This window comes from Streptomyces sp. NPDC096136, from assembly GCF_044763325.1.
Taxonomy (GTDB): Bacteria; Actinomycetota; Actinomycetes; order Streptomycetales; family Streptomycetaceae; genus Streptomyces.
Map to the genome: position 1 here is coordinate 94,803 of NZ_JBIWFZ010000009.1, position 18,225 is coordinate 113,027.

The 18,225-nt window shown below is 73.4% G+C and carries 12 protein-coding genes; all 12 read left to right on the forward strand.

The window, feature by feature from the left end:
* Positions 1 to 4 precede the first annotated feature (4 nt).
* The 12 genes from mreD (at position 5) to ACIRBY_RS20315 (ending at position 18,213) form a co-directional block, all read left to right on the forward strand.
* Positions 5 to 700 carry a rod shape-determining protein MreD gene (gene mreD, locus ACIRBY_RS20260; protein ID WP_403902147.1) on the forward strand — a complete coding sequence of 232 codons (696 nt, stop codon included), beginning with the start codon at positions 5 to 7 and terminating at the stop codon, positions 698 to 700.
* Positions 701 to 713: 13 nt separating this feature from the next.
* Positions 714 to 2,888: a penicillin-binding protein 2 gene (mrdA, locus tag ACIRBY_RS20265; RefSeq protein ID WP_403902148.1), complete on the forward strand. Its 2,175-nt coding sequence runs from the start codon at positions 714 to 716 to the stop codon at positions 2,886 to 2,888.
* 6 nt (positions 2,889 to 2,894) lie between these two features.
* Positions 2,895 to 4,094 carry a rod shape-determining protein RodA gene (rodA, locus tag ACIRBY_RS20270; protein WP_403902150.1) on the forward strand — a complete coding sequence of 400 codons (1,200 nt, stop codon included), beginning with the start codon at positions 2,895 to 2,897 and terminating at the stop codon, positions 4,092 to 4,094.
* Positions 4,095 to 4,165: 71 nt separating this feature from the next.
* Positions 4,166 to 5,731 carry a CHAD domain-containing protein gene (locus tag ACIRBY_RS20275; RefSeq protein ID WP_403902152.1) on the forward strand — a complete coding sequence of 522 codons (1,566 nt, stop codon included), beginning with the start codon at positions 4,166 to 4,168 and terminating at the stop codon, positions 5,729 to 5,731.
* Between the two features lie 72 nt (positions 5,732 to 5,803).
* Positions 5,804 to 7,729 carry a TIGR03960 family B12-binding radical SAM protein gene (locus ACIRBY_RS20280; RefSeq protein ID WP_403902153.1) on the forward strand — a complete coding sequence of 642 codons (1,926 nt, stop codon included), beginning with the start codon at positions 5,804 to 5,806 and terminating at the stop codon, positions 7,727 to 7,729.
* Positions 7,730 to 7,845: 116 nt separating this feature from the next.
* Complete coding sequence (locus ACIRBY_RS20285) at positions 7,846 to 8,787, forward strand: hypothetical protein (protein ID WP_403902155.1); 942 nt, start codon at positions 7,846 to 7,848, stop codon at positions 8,785 to 8,787.
* A 109-nt stretch (positions 8,788 to 8,896) separates the two neighbouring features.
* Entirely contained in the window at positions 8,897 to 9,676 is a 780-nt protein-coding gene (locus tag ACIRBY_RS20290; protein ID WP_403902157.1) for a TIGR03936 family radical SAM-associated protein, read from the forward strand.
* Between the two features lie 233 nt (positions 9,677 to 9,909).
* The gene (locus ACIRBY_RS20295) at positions 9,910 to 14,001 is read left to right on the forward strand and encodes a ribonuclease E/G (RefSeq protein WP_403902158.1); all 4,092 of its coding nucleotides are present in this window, start codon (positions 9,910 to 9,912) and stop codon (positions 13,999 to 14,001) included.
* Positions 14,002 to 14,282: 281 nt separating this feature from the next.
* Positions 14,283 to 14,603, forward strand: a complete 321-nt coding sequence (rplU, locus tag ACIRBY_RS20300) for a 50S ribosomal protein L21 (RefSeq protein WP_042812502.1) — start codon at positions 14,283 to 14,285, stop codon at positions 14,601 to 14,603.
* A gap of 13 nt (positions 14,604 to 14,616) precedes the next feature.
* The gene (gene rpmA / locus ACIRBY_RS20305; protein ID WP_007264038.1) at positions 14,617 to 14,871 is read left to right on the forward strand and encodes a 50S ribosomal protein L27; all 255 of its coding nucleotides are present in this window, start codon (positions 14,617 to 14,619) and stop codon (positions 14,869 to 14,871) included.
* A gap of 170 nt (positions 14,872 to 15,041) precedes the next feature.
* The gene (gene obgE, locus ACIRBY_RS20310) at positions 15,042 to 16,487 is read left to right on the forward strand and encodes a GTPase ObgE (RefSeq protein WP_403902160.1); all 1,446 of its coding nucleotides are present in this window, start codon (positions 15,042 to 15,044) and stop codon (positions 16,485 to 16,487) included.
* Between the two features lie 94 nt (positions 16,488 to 16,581).
* A complete protein-coding gene (locus ACIRBY_RS20315; protein ID WP_403902161.1) occupies positions 16,582 to 18,213 on the forward strand; it encodes a glycosyltransferase family 2 protein in 1,632 nt (543 codons plus the stop codon).
* The last annotated feature ends 12 nt before the right edge of the window (positions 18,214 to 18,225 follow it).

An 18,225-nucleotide genomic window follows, 5' to 3' on the forward strand; every position in this document is an offset into this window, starting at 1 on the left:
CGCCATGCGCATCAACCGGATCCTGCTCGCGGGCTCGCTCGTCTCCGTCGCGCTCGTCCTCCAGGTCACCGTCCTCGGACGGCTCCAGCTGCCCGGAGCCGTCCCCGACCTCGTCCTGCTGACCGTCGTCGCCCTCGCCCTGGTCTACGGGCACGTCAGCGGGGCCCTCATCGGCTTCGCCGCCGGCCTGCTCACCGACCTCGCCCCGCCCGCCGACCACGCCGCCGGACGGTACGCCCTCGTCCTGTGCCTCATCGGCTACCTCGTGGGCCTCGTCCGCCCCGACAACGGCCGCTTCCGCTCCGCCTGGGGGCCGATGCTGACCGTCCTGGCCGCCGCGGTCGTCTCCACCCTCCTCTACGCGGGCGTCGGCGCCCTCGTCGGCGACACCGCCGCCCGCCACGTGGGCCTGGTCGGGCTGCTGTTCACCGCGACCCTCTACGACCTGCTGCTCGCGCCGTTCACCGTGCCGTTCATCATGGCCCTGGCCCGCCGCGCCGAGAACGACCCGATGGCCGTCGAGGCCAACGGCGGCCCGCCGCAGGGCAAGGACGTCGCCTCCGGCTGGCTGGCCGGCGGCACCGGCCTGCGCATCGGCAGCCAGCGCGGCGGTCTGCGGATGATGACCGCGCGCGGCCGCGCCAACCGGGCCGGCCGCATAAAGGGCCTCAAGGGCGTGAAGAGCGTCAGGAAGCTGTGACGGGGGAGCAGTAGTGACCAACATTCCGGAGACCGGCCGCACCCCCCGGGTGCAGATCCGGCTCGTCATCCTCCAGGTGCTCGTCTTCTCGCTGCTGCTCACCCTCGGCGGGCGGCTGTGGTACCTCCAGATCCGCAACGGCGCCGAGTACTCGAACGAGGCCAAGAACAACCACGTCCAGCAGGTGGTCCAGCCCGCCGTGCGCGGTTCCATCCTCGACGCCCGCGGCATCCCGCTCGCCGACAACGAGACCCGCCTCGTCGTCTCCGCCAGCCGCACCGAGCTGATGAAGATAAAGGACAAGGGCAAAGGCGTCCTGACCCGGCTCGCCGGGGTGCTGGACATGAAGCCGCAGGACGTCATGGACAAGGTCCGGCTCTGCGACTCCAAGACCCCCCAGCCCTGCTGGAACGGCTCCCCCTACCAGCCGATCCCGGTCACCCTGGAGGCCACCACCCAGCAGGCCCTCCAGATCCGCGAGCGCCCCGAGGACTTCCCCGGCATCACCGCCGAGCCCACCGCCGTACGGCGCTACCCGGCTCCCGGCGGAGCCAACACCGGCCAGGTCCTCGGCTACCTCTCCCCGGTCACCGACGACGAGATCGTCAAGGCCAAGAAGACCAACTCGCCGTTCCTGCGCTCCGACCAGGTCGGCCGCTTCGGCCTGGAACGCACCTACGACAAGCAGCTGCGCGGCAAGTCCGGCGTCACCCGCTACGAGGTCGACAACCTCGGCCGCGTCATCGGAGAGGCCGAGAACGACCCCGCGATCCCCGGCGCCCACCTCGTCACCAGCATCGACGCCCGCGTCCAGGGCGTCGCCGAGTACGAGCTCAACGCCGCCATGGTCGAGGCCCGCAAGCAGATCGACCGCAACACCGGCGTCCCCTACAAGGCCGACGCCGGAGCCGTCGTCGTCCTCGAATCCAAGACCGGCCGCGTCGTCGCCATGGCCTCCAACCCCAGCTACGACCCCAACGTCTGGGTCGGCGGGATCTCCGGCAAGGACTACGCCAAGCTCACCGCCAAAGAGTCCAACGTCCCCCTGATGAACCGGGCCATCCAGGGCCAGGCCGCCCCCGGCTCCATCTTCAAGGTCATCCCCACCACCGCCGCCGTCAACGCCGGATACCCGTTCGACGGCAGCTACCCCTGCCCCAGCTCCTACTCCATCGGCGGGCAGGTCTTCAAGAACTTCGAGTCCCAGGGCCACGGCAGCATCACCCTCGGCCAGGCCCTCGAGGTCTCCTGCGACACCGTCTTCTACGCCCTCGGCCACCAGCAGTGGCTCAAGGACGGCGGACTCCACCCGGTCAAGAACCCGGCGGAGATCTTCTACAAGACCGCCCACCAGTTCGGCCTGGGCGCCGAGACCCACGTCGACCTCCCCGGCGAGGAGAAGGGCCGCGTCCCCGACCGCGCGTGGAAGCAGCGGTTCTGGGAGGCCAACAAGGACCAGTGGTGCAAGACCGGCAAGAAGGGCGGCACCTACGTCGAGCTGCTCTCCTACGAGAACTGCCTCGAAGGCAACCTCATGCGCGCCGGCGACGCCGTCAACTACTCCATCGGCCAGGGCGACACCCTCGTCACCCCCATCCAGATGGCCACCATCTACGCCGCCATCTCCAACGGCGGCACCCTGTGGAACCCGACCATCGGCAAGGCCGTCATCAGCGCCGACGGCAAGAAGGTCGAGCAGATCAAGCCGCAGGCCCACGGCAAGCTCCCCATGGACGAGAAGACCCGGCAGCAGATAAGCGAAGCACTGGAGGGCGTCGCCACCCGCGGCACCGCCGCCTGGCGCTTCGGCGGCTGGCCGCAGAAGCAGATCCCCATGCACGCCAAGACCGGCACCGCCGAGGTCTACGGCAAGCAGACGACCTCCTGGTTCGCCACCTACACCGACGACTACACCATCGTCATGACCATCTCCCAGGGCGGCACCGGCTCCGGCGCCTCCGGCCCCGCCGTGCGCAACATCTACAACGCCATCTACGGCCTCGACATGGCCGGCAAGCAGGACACCTCCAAGGCCCTGCTGCTCAAGCCCGAGGCCAACCTGCCCGCCATCCAGCCGGACGGCTCCATCGACGCCCCCGAGATCCGGCCCTACGTGCCGCCGTCCCCCGAGGACGCCCCGCCCGCCCTCGCCGGCCCGCCGGCCCCGCCCGCGCACAAGCAGGACTGAGGCCCGATGCAGACCGCCAACAAGTTCTCCGTCTCCCGGTACGCGCCCCAGCCCGGGCCCGTCGCCCGGCTGACCGCCCGGGACTCGGTACTGCGCCGGCTCGACTGGCCGATCCTGCTGTCCGCCCTCGCCCTGTCCTTCCTCGGCGCCCTCCTGGTCTGGTCGGCCACCCGCAACCGCACCACGCTCAACCAGGGGGACCCGTACTACTTCCTGACCCGGCACGCCATGAACACCGGCATCGGCCTCGTGCTGATGATCGGCACGGTCTGGCTCGGCCACCGCACCCTGCGCGGAGCCGTCCCGATCCTCTACGGGCTCTCCCTGGTCCTGGTCCTGGCCGTGCTCACCCCGCTCGGCTCCACCATCAACGGCGCCCACGCCTGGATCGTCATCGGAGGCGGCTTCTCGCTCCAGCCCGGCGAGTTCGTCAAGATCACCATCATCCTGGGCATGGCCATGCTGCTGGCCGCCCGCGTCGACGCGGGCGACCTCGACCACCCCGACCACCGCACCGTGGTGAAGGCCCTGTGCCTGGCCGCCGCCCCCATGGGCATCGTCATGCTGATGCCCGACCTCGGCTCCGTCATGGTCATGGTCGTCATCGTGCTCGGCGTCCTGCTCGCCTCCGGCGCCTCCAACCGCTGGGTCGTCGGCCTGCTCGCCTCCGGCGCCGCCGGAGCCGTCCTGATCTGGCAGCTCGGCGTCCTCGACGAGTACCAGATCAACCGCTTCGCCGCCTTCGCCAACCCCGAGCTCGACCCCGCCGGCGTCGGCTACAACACCAACCAGGCGCGCATCGCCATCGGCTCCGGCGGACTCCTCGGCTCCGGGCTCTTCAAGGGCTCCCAGACCACCGGCCAGTTCGTCCCCGAACAGCAGACCGACTTCGTCTTCACGGTCGCGGGCGAGGAACTCGGCTTCGTCGGAGCCGGACTGATCCTGGTCCTCCTCGGCGTCATCCTCTGGCGGGCCTGCGTGATCGCCCGCGAGACCACCGAGCTCTACGGCACGATCGTCTGCGCCGGCATCATCGCCTGGTTCGCCTTCCAGGCCTTCGAGAACATCGGGATGACCCTCGGCATCATGCCGGTCGCGGGCCTGCCCCTGCCCTTCGTCTCCTACGGAGGCTCCTCGATGTTCGCCGTCTGGGTGGCCGTCGGACTGCTCCAGTCGATAAGGGTGCAGCGGCCGATGTCGGCCTGAACCCCGGGGGCGGCGGCGGGGTCGGCGCCCGGCGCCCGCCGCCGCCCCCGATTCGGCGCTAGATTCGATGCATGGCGGAGACCCAGCGCGAGATCGAGCGGAAATTCGAGTTCACGGGGGACCGGGGGAAGACGCCCGCCGACGGGAAGCGGACCCGCAAGAAGGACGACGCCCGGCGACAAGTGCCCGACCTGACCGGAACCGCCGGGATCACCGCCGTCCGCGACCGGGGCACCGCCCACCTCGACGCCGTCTACTACGACACCCCCGACCGGGCCCTCGCCGCGGACGGCCTCACCCTGCGCCGCCGCACCGGCGGCGAGGACGCCGGATGGCACCTCAAACTCCCCGTCGCCCCCGGCGTCCGCGACGAGGTCCGCGCCCCCCTCTCCGACACCCTCCCGGCCGACCTCGCCGCCCTCGTCCGCTCCCGCAGCCGGCGCTCCCGCCTCGAACCCCAGGTCCGGCTGCGCTCCGAACGCCACACCCGCGACCTCCTCGACGCCGACGGACACCTCCTCGCGCAGCTGTGCACCGACTCCGTCCGCGCCGAACGCGGCCGGGCCGCCACCGCCTGGACCGAGGTCGAGGTGGAACTCGCCGACGACGGCGCCCCCGCCCTCCTCGACGCCGTGCAGGAACGCTTCGCCGCAGCCGGCCTGCGCCCCTCCGACGCCCCCTCGAAACTCGCCCGCGCCCTCGACCGCACCGGCGCCGCCCCGCCGCCCGCCCGCCCCGCCCCCGGCCCCGCCGACGGGACGGCCGGCGCGCACGTCCTGGCGTACCTGCGCGAACAGCGCGACACCCTCGTCGCACAGGACCCCGCCGTACGCCGCGACCTGCCCGACTCCGTCCACCGGATGCGCGTCGCCACCCGCCGCCTGCGCAGCGCCTTCGCCACCCACCGCAAGGTCCTCGACCGCACCGCCACCGACCCCCTCCGCGAGGAGCTGCGCTGGCTCGCCGCCGAACTCGGCGCCGACCGCGACCGCGAAGTCCTCCTGGAACGCCTGCGCACCCACCTCGCCCAGCTCCCGCCCGCCCTGCGCCCCGGCCCCGTCCGCGACCGGCTGCGCGCCTGGAACACCACCCGCCGGGCCCGCACCCGCCCCCGCGCCGTCGCCGCCCTCGACGACGAGCGCTACCTGGACCTCCTCGACTCCCTCGACGCCCTCCTCGACGCCCCGCCCCTGCGCAAGGCCGCCGCCCGCCCCGCCGCGAAACGCCTGCGCAAGGCCGCCCTGCGCGACTGGGACCGGCTCGCCGACCGGGTCGCCACCGCCCTCGACCTCGACCCGGGCGAGGAGCGCGACCGGGCCCTCCACCAGGCCCGCAAGGCCGCAAAACGCGCCCGCTACGCCGCCGAGGCGGCCGCCCCCGCCCTCGGCAAGCCCGCCCGGCGCCTGGCCAAGGCCGCCAAGTCGGTGCAGAGCCTGCTCGGCGAACACCAGGACGGGGTCGTGGCCCGCGAGGCCCTGCTCGGCCTCGGATCCCAGGCCGCCGACGCCGGGGAGTCCGCCTTCGCCTGGGGCCTGCTCCACGGCCGGGAGGAAGCCCGTTCCGCCCGCCTGGAGCACCGCCTCCCGGCCGTCTGGGCCAAGGCCGTGTCCCGACGGTCCCGGGCGGCCGCGAAGTGATCATGTGGAGAAGGGGGGCCGGGCCTCAAGGTACGCTTGAGAGTCGCCCCCTGCCCGCTTCACGAAAGTCGCGTGATGTCCGAGTCGGTCTTCCCACAGCTCGAAGCTCTGCTCCCGCATGTGCAGAAGCCCATCCAGTACGTCGGCGGTGAACTGAACTCCACCGTCAAGGACTGGGACGCGTGTGACGTCCGATGGGCGCTCATGTACCCCGACGCGTACGAGGTGGGTCTGCCCAACCAGGGCGTCATGATCCTGTACGAGGTACTGAACGAGCGCGAGGGCGTCCTGGCCGAGCGCACCTACTCGGTGTGGCCGGACCTGGAAGCCCTGATGCGCGAGCACGAGGTGCCGCAGTTCACGGTCGACAGCCACCGCCCGGTCTCCGCCTTCGACGTGTTCGGCCTGTCCTTCTCCACGGAGCTGGGCTACACCAACATGCTCACGGCCCTCGACCTCGCGGGCATCCCGCTGGAGGCCAGGAACCGCACCGTCGACCACCCCATCGTCCTCGCGGGCGGCCACGCGGCCTTCAACCCCGAGCCGATCGCGGAGTTCATCGACGCGGCCGTCATCGGCGACGGCGAGCAGGCCGTCCTCGACATGACCGAGATCATCCGCACCTGGAAGGCCGAAGGCCGCCCCGGCGGCCGCGAGGAGGTCCTCCTGCGCCTCGCGAAGACGGGCAACGTCTACATCCCGGGCTTCTACGACGTGGAGTACCTGGAGGACGGCCGCATCGGCCGTGTCGTCCCGAACCGCTCCGGCGTGCCGTGGCGGGTCTCCAAGCACACCGTCATGGACCTCGACGAGTGGCCCTACCCCAAGCAGCCGCTGGTCCCGCTCGCCGAGACCGTCCACGAGCGGATGTCCGTCGAGATCTTCCGCGGCTGCACCCGCGGCTGCCGCTTCTGCCAGGCCGGCATGATCACGCGCCCCGTGCGGGAGCGAAGCATCACCGGCATCGGCGAGATGGTGGAGAAGGGCCTGAAGGCCACCGGCTTCGAAGAGGTCGGCCTGCTCTCCCTCTCCTCCGCGGACCACACCGAGATCGCGGACATCGCCAAGGGCCTCGCGGACCGCTACACGGACGACAAGATCGGCCTCTCGCTGCCCTCGACCCGCGTCGACGCCTTCAACGTGGACCTGGCCAACGAGCTGACCCGCAACGGTCGCCGCTCCGGCCTCACCTTCGCCCCCGAGGGCGGCTCCGAGCGCATGCGCAAGGTCATCAACAAGATGGTCTCGGAAGAGGACCTGATCCGCACCGTCGCCACCGCCTACGGCAACGGCTGGCGCCAGGTGAAGCTGTACTTCATGTGCGGCCTGCCGACGGAGACCGACGAGGACGTCCTCCAGATCGCCGACATGGCGATCAACGTCATCGCCAAGGGCCGCGAGGTCTCGGGCCAGAACGACATCCGCTGCACGGTGTCGATCGGCGGTTTCGTCCCGAAGCCGCACACCCCGTTCCAGTGGGCCCCCCAGCTCTCCGCCGAGGAGACGGACGCCCGCCTGGCGAAGCTGCGCGACAAGATCCGCGGCGACAAGAAGTACGGCCGCTCCATCGGCTTCCGCTACCACGACGGCAAGCCGGGCATCGTCGAGGGCCTGCTCTCGCGCGGCGACCGCCGCATCGGCGACGTCATCCGCGCCGTCTACGAGGACGGCGGCCGCTTCGACGGCTGGCGCGAGCACTTCTCGTACGACCGCTGGATGCAGGCGGCGGAGAAGACCCTGCCGGCGTACGGCGTGGACGTGGCCTGGTACACCACCCGCGAGCGCACGTACGAGGAGGTCCTCCCCTGGGACCACCTGGACTCCGGCCTGGACAAGGACTGGCTGTGGGAGGACTGGCAGGACGCCCTCGACGAGACCGAGGTCGAGGACTGCCGCTGGACCCCCTGCTTCGACTGCGGCGTGTGTCCCCAGATGGACACCCAGATCCAGATCGGCCCCACCGGCAAGAAGCTGCTGCCCCTGTCGGTCGTGAAGTGATCTGACGTCTTCCCCGTGTGCCCCTCACCGGTTTCGGTGAGGGGCACACGTGCGTGAGCTCGGCAATCGTCGGGGAGCGGCGCAACGGCTCGGCGCGGTCTGGTGTCCTTAGCGGCATGGAAATCGAGAAGCCGCAGGCCCCGCAGGGTGGCGACGGGTGTCTGGCGGGGGTCGTCAGGGTTCCCGTGAAGGTCGTGGCCGTGCTGGTGGTGCTGCCCGTGCGGGTGGTGTGGGACCTGGTCGCGGCCTGTGCGCGAGGGCTGGGCCGGCACGTGCTCGCGCCGTTGGGGAACGGCCTCGGGTGGCTGTCCGTACGGCTGTGGCGGTACGCGCTGCGGCCGCTGGGGGCGGCCGTCTTCTACTGGCCCTGGGTCGGGCTGTGGCGGTACGCCGTCGCCCCGGCCGGGGGCGCGCTCTACCGGTACGTGCTGCGGCCCCTCGGGCTGGGGGCCGCCTGGGTGGTGCTGGGGTTCGGGCGGTACGTGCTCGCGCCGGTGGGGACCGGGCTCGGGTGGGTGCTGCGGGACCTCGTCGCGCCGCCGCTGGCCTGGACCTACCGGCGCGTGCTGACCCCGCTCGGACACGGGGCGCGGTGGCTGGTCCGGGGCGTCTGCCTGCTGCTGTTCGTCTGGCCCTGGGTGGGGCTGTGGCGGTACGGCGCCCTGCCGCTGGGGCGCGGGACCGGCTGGGTGCTGGTCCACGTGGTCGTCCCGCCGGCCGTCTTCCTCGGGCGGCACGTCCTCGTGCCCGCCTGGCACCTCGCCGGCCGGATCACCGCCGCCCTCGGGCGCGGACTGCGCTGGCTGTGGCGCGGCTGCGTCGCCCGCCCCGCCGCCTGGGTCCACCGGCAGGTGGCCACCCCCGTCGGCCACGCCCTGCGCCAGGTGTGGCGCACCTCGCGCGCCGCGGTGCGGGAGGCGCGGGCCGAGGTGCGGCGGGCGCTCTTCGGGGGGCCCGCCCGGGAACCGGCGAGGTCACGGGCGCGTACTCTGGGTAGTACGACAGCCGCCGACGCGGCACCCGCTGCCGAGATCTCCCTGCCCCACCGGCAGGGGTGAGCCGGACGGGTCGACAGACCTCAGGGCGGCGCGCGAGCCGCGACGCCCCGCACAAGGAGAAGAACCACTGGGCAAGCGACAGCCCGAAGGCCCGCCCCCCGCACCGGTGGTGCAGCGCATCCGACTGCGCTACACCAAGCGTGGCCGCCTCCGGTTCACCAGCCACCGAGACTTCCAGCGCGCCTTCGAGCGCGCCCTGCGCCGCGCCGAGGTGCCCATGGCGTACTCGGCCGGCTTCACCCCGCACCCGCGGGTCTCGTACGCGAACGCCGCGCCGACCGGCACCGGCAGCGAGGCCGAGTACCTGGAGATCGCCCTCGCCGCGTCGCGCGACCCCGAGACGCTGCGCAAGCTGCTCGACGAGTCGATGCCGCTCGGCCTGGACATCGTCGACGCCGTCGAGGCCCGCACCTCCGGGCTCGCGGACCGGCTCACGGCCTCCATCTGGGAGCTGCGCCTCGAAGGCGTGGAACCCGCCGAGGCCCAGCGCGCGGTCGAGGCGTTCCTCGCCGCCGAAACGGTGGAGGTGCAGCGACGCACCAAGAACGGGATGCGGACCTTCGACACCCGCGGCGCGGTCGTCAGCCTCGAGGCGCTTCCTGCCCAGGTTGATAGGCCGCTGGACAATGCCTGTGCGATACTGCGGCTGGTTGTTCGGCATTTGACACCTGCCGTGCGACCCGACGACGTCCTGTCCGGTCTTCACGCTGTGGCCGACCTGGCGCCGCCGGTCCCCGCTGCGGTGACCAGGCTGGCGCAGGGGCTCTTCGACGAGGAGTCCGGCACGGTGACCGACCCGCTCGCGCCCGACCGCGAGGCTGTCACGGCCGCCCCACCCACGGCCGCCGTGAACGCCGACGCGAAGGCGCCGGAAGGTCCCGCCGCGTAGGGATCGTCGTCGTCGCGCCGCCCTGGCACTCGGGAGCCACCTGGGTCGGGCAGCGCACAGACCTGAAGACTTCCGCCAGGCCGTACGACAAGACGTACGGAACCGGCGGCCATGGACTACAGCTCCCGTGTGGCGAACGCGCCCCGGAGGCCGGCTCCGCGCACCTCGTGCGGAGCCGCGCCGGACCGGATGTCAGCCGCGGCGCCCGGGAGCGTGACGGGAGAACCGCCCGCATGCTCGAGAACGAGAACGAGAACACCCCCGCCGACAACGGCAGCCCCAGCGACAACCTGCCCCCGCGCAGGCGTCGCCGCGCGGCTTCCCGGCCGGCGGGCCCGCCCGGCGGTGGCGCCGCCGAGGCGCCCGCGGAGGCCGCCGCCCCCGCTCCGGCCGCGGCCGAGGAGGCCCCGGCCGCTCCGGCTCCGCGTGCCCGTCGTCGTGCGACCCGTGCCGTCGCCGCCCCGGCCGCCGCTGCCGCCGAGCCGGCCGAGGCCGTCGTGGAGGCCGCTCCCGCGCCGGTCGCCGAGGAGGAGGCTGCGGCCGCTCCCGCCCCGCGCACCCGCCGCCGTGCCACCCGTGCCGTCGCCGCCCCCGAGGCGCCCGCCGCCGTGGTCGAGCCGGCGCCCGCCGTGGTCGAGGAGGAGGCTGCGGCCGCTCCGGCTCCGCGTGCCCGTCGTCGTGCGACCCGTGCCGTCGCCGCTCCGGCCGCCGCTGCCGCCGAGGCGCCCGCCGCCGTGGTCGAGCCGGCGCCCGCCGTGGTCGAGGAGGAGGCTGCGGCGGCTCCGGCTCCGCGTGCCCGTCGTCGTGCCACCCGCGCCGTCGCCGCGCCGTCCGCCCCGGTCGCCGCTGCCGCCGAGCCGGCGGAGCCGGCCGAGGCCGTCGCCCCGGCCGCCGCCGCGCCGGTCGTCGAGGAGGAGGCTCCGGCCGCTCCGGCTCCGCGCACCCGCCGTCGTGCCACCCGCGCCGTCGCCGCCCCGGCCGCCGCTGCCGCCGAGGCCGCCCCGGCCGCCGCTGCCGCCGAGGCCGCCCCGGCCGCCGCTGCCGCCGAGGCCGCCCCGGCCCCGGCGGAAGAGCCCGCCGAGGAGACTCCGGTCGTGGAGGAGGCCCCCAAGGCCGCGACCCGCGCCGTCACCGTCGCCGACGCCGTCGACGCCCCCAGGCGGGGCCGCCGCCGCGCCACCCGTGCCGCCGCTCCGGCCGCCCCGGCCGCCGCCCCGGCGCAGCCCGAGGCCGCCGCCGAGCCGGAGGCGCCCGCCGCCCCGAACCGCGCCGCCCGCCGCGCCGCGCGTCCGGCCGTGCCCGTCTTCCAGGCCCCGGTCTTCGCCGAGCCGATGTTCCAGACCCCGGAGACCGCCGCCCTCGCCGCCGCGGCCGCCGCTGCCGCCGCCGAGGCGGAGGAGGTCGAGGAGGAAGAGGTCGAGGCCGAGGCCGAGGCCGCCGAGGTCCAGGCCCCCGCCGCCCAGCCGGCCGGCCGTCGCCGCCGCCGTCGTGGCGCCGCCGCCGAGCCCGTGACCCTGGCCGACGTCGTGGCCGAGGCGGAGTCCGCCGAGGAGGAGCCGGAGGCCGAGGCCGCCGAGCTCGACGAGGAGGAGGGCGACGAGTCGGGCGACCGCCCGTCGCGCCGCCGTCGCCGTGGTGGCCGTCGGCGCCGTCGCGGTGAGGCCGCCGACCTCGACGAGGCCGCCGACGAGGAGGCCGAGGCCGCCGACGAGGAGGCCGAGCAGGAAGAGGACGAGGAGTCCGACGAGGCCCTCGGTTCCTCCTCCAGCCGCCGTCGCCGTCGCCGTCGCCGTCGCAGCGGTGAGGCCGCCGAGGTCGAGGCGGGCGAGGAGGACGGTGTCCGCACCGTCGTCAAGGTCCGCGAGCCGCGCCCGGCGCGCGAGAAGGCCGAGCCGTCCGACGAGGTCCAGTCCATCAAGGGCTCGACCCGCCTGGAGGCGAAGAAGCAGCGCCGCCGCGAGGGCCGCGAGCAGGGCCGCCGCCGCGTGCCGATCATCACCGAGGCCGAGTTCCTGGCCCGCCGTGAGGCCGTCGAGCGCGTGATGGTCGTCCGCCAGGCCGGCGAGCGCACCCAGATCGGCGTCCTCGAGGACAACGTGCTCGTCGAGCACTACGTCAACAAGGAAGAGGCCACTTCGTACGTCGGCAACGTCTACCTGGGCAAGGTCCAGAACGTGCTGCCGTCGATGGAGGCCGCCTTCATCGACATCGGCAAGGGCCGCAACGCCGTCCTGTACGCCGGCGAGGTCAACTTCGAGGCGCTCGGCATGGCCAACGGGCCGCGCCGCATCGAGTCCGCCCTCAAGTCCGGCCAGTCGGTCCTGGTGCAGGTCACCAAGGACCCGATCGGCCACAAGGGCGCCCGCCTGACCAGCCAGGTCTCGCTGCCCGGCCGCTACCTGGTCTACGTGCCCGAGGGCTCGATGACCGGCATCAGCCGCAAGCTGCCCGACACCGAGCGCGCGCGTCTGAAGACCATCCTCAAGAAGATCGTCCCCGAGGACGCGGGCGTCATCGTGCGCACCGCCGCCGAGGGCGCGAGCGAGGACGAGCTGCGCCGCGACGTCGAGCGTCTGCAGGCGCAGTGGGAGGACATCCAGAAGAAGTCGAAGCAGATCACGACCTCGTCGCCGAGCCTGCTGTACGGCGAGCCGGACATGACCGTCCGCGTCGTGCGCGACATCTTCAACGAGGACTTCTCCAAGGTCGTCATCAGCGGTGACCAGGCGTGGGAGACCATCCACGGCTACGTGTCCCACGTGGCCCCGGACCTGGCCGACCGGCTGTCCCGCTGGACCTCCGAGGTGGACGTCTTCGCGACGTACCGGATCGACGAGCAGCTCGCCAAGGCGCTCGACCGCAAGGTGTGGCTGCCCTCGGGCGGCTCCCTGGTGATCGACAAGACCGAGGCGATGATCGTCATCGACGTCAACACCGGCAAGTTCACCGGTCAGGGCGGCAACCTCGAGGAGACCGTCACCCGGAACAACCTGGAGGCGGCCGAGGAGATCGTGCGCCAGCTGCGGCTGCGCGACCTGGGCGGCATCGTCGTCATCGACTTCATCGACATGGTCCTGGAGTCCAACCGCGACCTGGTCCTGCGGCGGATGCTGGAGTGTCTGGGCCGCGACCGCACGAAGCACCAGGTGGCCGAGGTCACCTCGCTGGGCCTGGTCCAGATGACCCGCAAGCGGGTGGGCCAGGGCCTGCTGGAGTCCTTCTCCGAGACCTGCGTCCACTGCAACGGCCGCGGTGTCATCGTCCACATGGACACCCCGGCCGCGGTCGGCGGCGGCGGCAACGGCAAGCGCGCCAAGCGCCGCGGCGGCCGCGCCCTGGAGCACGAGCACGAGCTGGAGACGGTCGAGACCGTCGAGGCCGAGGTGTTCGAGGCCGAGACCGAGGCGGAGGTGGCCGCCGAGGCCGCCGCGCCGCGGGCGCTGCCGGAGCCGGAGTTCGTCCCGGGCGAGGAGCTGTACGGCAGCCCGGCCGAGGCCGAGGCCGCGGCGGGCATCAGCGGGCGCCGCAACCGTCGCCGCGCCACCCGCAAGGCGACCGCTCCGGCGGGCGCCCCGCGCGGCGGGGAGCGGCAGGCCGCCCCGGCGCCGGTGACCCCGGTCGTCGTGGACGAGCCGGTCACCGAGCCCGCCGACACGGTGCTGGAGCCGGTCGTGGAGGCCGTCGCCGAGGCGGTGGAGGCCGTGGAGACGGTCGAGGCCGCTCCGGTCGAGGCCGCTCCGGTGGCCGAGGAGGCCGCACCGAAGGGCCGTACCCGTCGCCGGGCGACCCGCAAGGCCACCGCACCGGCCCCCGAGCCGGTCGTGGAGGCCGTGGTCGAGGCGGAGCCCGAGCCGGAGCCGGTCGTGGAGACCGCCGCCGAGCCCGAGCCGGCCGTCGAGGCCGTGGTCGAGCCCGAGCCGGTCGTCGAGCCCGAGCCGGTCGTGGAGGCCGCCCCGGCGCGTCCGCGCCGCCGTGCCGTCCGCAAGGCCACCGCACCGGCCGGCGCGGCGGAGGCCGCCGTCGTGGTCGTCGAGGCCCCCGCGGCCGAGACCGCCGCTCCGGTCGAGGCCGCGGCCGAGCCCGCCGTCGAGGCGGACGCCGAGGCCGAGGCCCCGGCGCCGGCCAAGAAGGCCACCCGCAAGGCTCCGGCCAAGAAGGCGGCCACGGCGAAGAAGGCCCCCGCCAAGAAGGCGGCGGCCGCGAAGAAGACCGCCGCGAAGAAGACGACGACGGTCAAGAAGACCGCCGCGAAGCGGGCGACGAAGAAGACCGCGGCGGCGGAGCAGCAGACCCCGCCGTCCGTCTCGGCTCCGGCCGAGGCCTGATCGACGCCCTGTCCGTGGGGTCCCGCCGAAGGGCGGGGCCCCACGGGCGTGCGGGGCCCGGTTTGACCCTCCGCAACCGGCCCCGTAACCTAGACCGTCGGCGTGTCCTGGACGTTTACCGTGCAGCGCGCGCCACGCTCCTGAGCACCTTCCTCCCGCACCTCCGCGCAAGCGGACGGGACACGGGAGAGGCCGCTCGTCCATTCCGGATCACCGTGGGCCCCGGCCCGTGTGAGCGGCTGGCTTCAGGAGTATCCGCCCCGAGTGAGAGAGAGATCCGCGTGTACGCCATCGTGCGCAGCGGTGGTCGCCAGCACAAGGTTGCTGTCGGCGACATCGTTGAGGTTGACAAGATTTCCACTGCCAAGGTTGGCGACACGGTCGAGCTCTCGACCCTGCTCGTTGTCGACGGCGACGCCGTGACCAGCGACCCGTGGGTCCTGGCGGGCATCAAGGTCCAGGCCGAGGTCGTGGACCACCACAAGGGCGCCAAGATCGACATCCTGCGCTACAAGAACAAGACCGGCTACCGCCGTCGCCAGGGTCACCGCCAGCAGTACACGGCGATCAAGGTCACCGGTATCCCCGCGGCTGCGAAGTAAGAGGGACTGAGACATGGCACACAAGAAGGGCGCATCGTCCACCCGGAACGGGCGCGATTCCAATGCTCAGCGGCTCGGCGTGAAGCGCTTCGGCGGTCAGGTCGTCTCCGCCGGCGAGATCCTCGTCCGCCAGCGCGGCACCCACTTCCACCCGGGTGCGGGTGTCGGTCGCGGTGGCGACGACACGCTGTTCGCGCTGCTGCCGGGTGCGGTGCAGTTCGGTACGCACCGTGGCCGCAAGGTCGTCAACATCGTTCCGGCCGCCTGATCCAGCTCCTGCTGAATCACACGCGTTCGTAACAGCCCGAGGGCGGATCTCAACTCTTCCCGGCTCACGCCGGGAAGAGAGGTCCGCCCTCGGCGCGTTGTCACAGAGACACGTTTAATGGGCAGCAAGGCCTGTCCGGGACATTCCCGTAAGTATCTGGAGGAACACCCATGACCACCTTCGTGGACCGCGTCGAGCTGCACGTCGCCGCGGGTAACGGAGGCCACGGCTGCGCCTCCGTTCACCGGGAGAAGTTCAAGCCCCTCGGCGGCCCCGACGGCGGCAACGGCGGCCGCGGCGGTGACGTCATCCTGGTGGTGGAGCAGGCGATCACCACCCTGCTGGACTACCACCACAGCCCGCACCGCAAGGCCACCAACGGCAAGCCCGGCGAGGGCGGCAACCGCTCCGGCAAGGACGGCCAGGACCTGATCCTGCCCGTGCCGGACGGCACCGTCGTCCTCGACAAGCAGGGCAACGTCCTCGCCGACCTGGTCGGCCAGGGCACCACGTACGTGGCGGCCCAGGGCGGCCGCGGCGGCCTCGGCAACGCCGCGCTGGCCTCCGCCCGCCGCAAGGCCCCCGGCTTCGCCCTCCTCGGCGAGCCCGGCGACGGCGGCGACGTCGTCCTGGAGCTGAAGACCGTCGCCGACGTGGCGCTCGTCGGCTTCCCCAGCGCCGGCAAGTCCTCGCTGATCTCGGTGCTCTCCGCCGCCAAGCCGAAGATCGCGGACTACCCCTTCACCACCCTCGTCCCGAACCTGGGCGTGGTCACCGCCGGCTCGACCGTCTACACGATCGCCGACGTCCCGGGCCTGATCCCCGGCGCCAGCCAGGGCAAGGGCCTCGGCCTGGAGTTCCTGCGCCACGTCGAGCGCTGCTCGATCCTCGTGCACGTCCTGGACACCGCCACCCTGGAGTCGGACCGCGACCCGGTCGGCGACCTCGACCTCATCGAGGAGGAGCTCAAGCTCTACGGCGGCGGCCTGGAGAAGCGCCCGCGCCTCGTCGTCCTGAACAAGGTCGACATCCCCGACGGCCAGGACCTCGCCGAGATGGTCCGCCCGGACCTGGAGGCCCGCGGCTACAAGGTCTTCGAGGTCTCCGCGGTCGCCCGTACGGGCCTCAAGGAGCTCTCGTACTTCCTCGCCGAGGTGGTGGCCAAGGCGCGCGCCCGCACGCCCAAGCAGGAGGCGACCCGCATCGTCATCCGCCCGAAGGCCGTGGACGACACCGGCTTCACCGTCACCTACGACGAGGTGGAGGACGTGTACCGCGTGCGCGGCGAGAAGCCGGAGCGCTGGGTGCGCCAGACCGACTTCAACAACGACGAGGCCGTCGGCTACCTGGCCGACCGGCTCAACCGCCTCGGTGTCGAGGACGCGCTGAAGAAGGCCGGTGCCAAGGCGGGCGACGGCGTCGCGATCGGCTCCGAGGAGAACGCGGTCGTCTTCGACTGGGAGCCGACCATGATGGCCGGCGCCGAGATGCTGGGCCGCCGCGGTGAGGACCACCGCATGGAGGCCCCGCGTCCGGCCACCCAGCGCCGCAAGGAGAAGGAAGCCAAGCGCGGCGACGCCGCCCAGCAGGAGTACGACGAGTTCCGTCCCTTCTGATCGGTCCCCTCCGATCCGTCCCGCCGGGCCGGCCGCAGCGGTCCGGCGGAGCGGATTGAAGCCGGCTTTACACCGTTCGCCTAGGATCCTGCGGGTGAGCAGCAGCAATTCCAGCAGTGACACCCCCTCGGTGTCCGTGGTCGTGATCGCGTACAACGACGCCGGGCTCGTGGGCGAGGCCGTCTCCTCGGCCCTCGCCCAGGGCCCGGTGGTCGCCGAGGTCATCGCGGTCGACGACGCCTCCTCGGACGCGACCGCGCGGGTCCTGGACGAGCTGTCCGCGGTCCACCCGCGCCTGAAGGTCATCCACCGCGCGCAGAACAGCGGCGGCTGCGGCACCCCGCGCAACGACGGGATCGCCGCCGCGACCTCCCCGTACGTCCTCTTCCTGGACAGCGACGACGTCCTGCCGCCGGGTGCGGCCGAGGCCCTGGTCCGGGCGGCCGGGGAGCACCGCGCCCCCGTCACGGTCGGCGCGTGCGTCCGGCGCGAGCTGCCGGAGGGCCGCGACGTTCCGTGGATGCCCGGGCTCTACACGCCGGGCGAGGTCGTCGAGCGGCCCGCCGACCGGCCCGAGCTGGTCCGCGACACCCTCTGCGTCAACAAGCTGTACGAACGCGCCTTCCTGGACGAGCACGGGATCCGCTTCCCCGACGGCCGGTTCGTCTACGAGGACTTCGTCTTCACCTCCCGCGTCCTGGCCGCCGCCCCCCGCATCGCGGTCGTCGGCGACCTCGTCTACGTGTGGCACGTGCGCCGGAGCGCCGCCCAGGTGTCCATCTCCCTGGACCGCAAGGACATCGGGAACTGGGGCTCCCGCGTCGAGGCCCACCGCACCGCCGCGGGCATCCTGGCCGCCGCCTCCCCGGAGCTGGGCCACGCCTGCCGGGTGAAGTTCCTCGACTACGACCTGCGCATGTACCTGCGCGAGCTCGGCAGGGACCCCGGCTACCGGGCCGCCTGGTGGACCCTGACGCGCGAGTACCTGGCCGGCTTCGACGCGGCCGACCTCGACGCGGCCCCCGCCCGCGCCCGCTGGACCGCCCGCGTGCTGCTGGCCTGCGAGGCCCCGCCCGCCGACGTCGAGCGGCTGATGACCGGCCTCGCCGCCGAGCCCGCCCGGCTGCTGCCCCCGTACGCCGCGGACGCCGCCGGGGAGCCGGTGTGGAGCCAGGAGGTCCCGGTCCCGCTGGACGGGCTCGCCGAGCTGCCCGTCGCCGAGCTGCCCCTGACCGTCGACGCCCGGCCCGCCGGGGGAGCGGCCGTCCGGGTCCGGGTGCGGGACCTGTACGGGCGGCTCGCCGAGGCCGGCCCGCGGACCGTCCGGCTGAGCTTCCTGCCCCGCACCGGCGGCGATCCCGTCCTGGTGCGCCCGGCGGAGCTGCGGCCCGCCGCGGACGGGGACGGCTGGACCGCCGAGGTCCCGTTCAGGCTCGCCTCGCTGGCCGCCGAGGGCCGCCGCCGGGGCCTGCGCGGCATGCAGGCCTGGGACGTCCGGGCCGGCGTGGACTGCGCCGACGGGAGCTCCCCGGTCACCTCGCTGCGCCCCCTGGGCGGACTGCTCCGCCGCAGGGCCCTGCCCAGCAGCCGGTACGGTGTTCTGCTGGCGCAGCCCTACCGCACGGCCTCCGGCGCGCTCGCGCTGCGCCTCGCCCCCGGTGCCGGGGGCGCGCTGACCTTCGTACGCAACCGCCTCGACCGCGCCCGCACGCGCAGGTCACGCTAGAGCTCGGGAGAC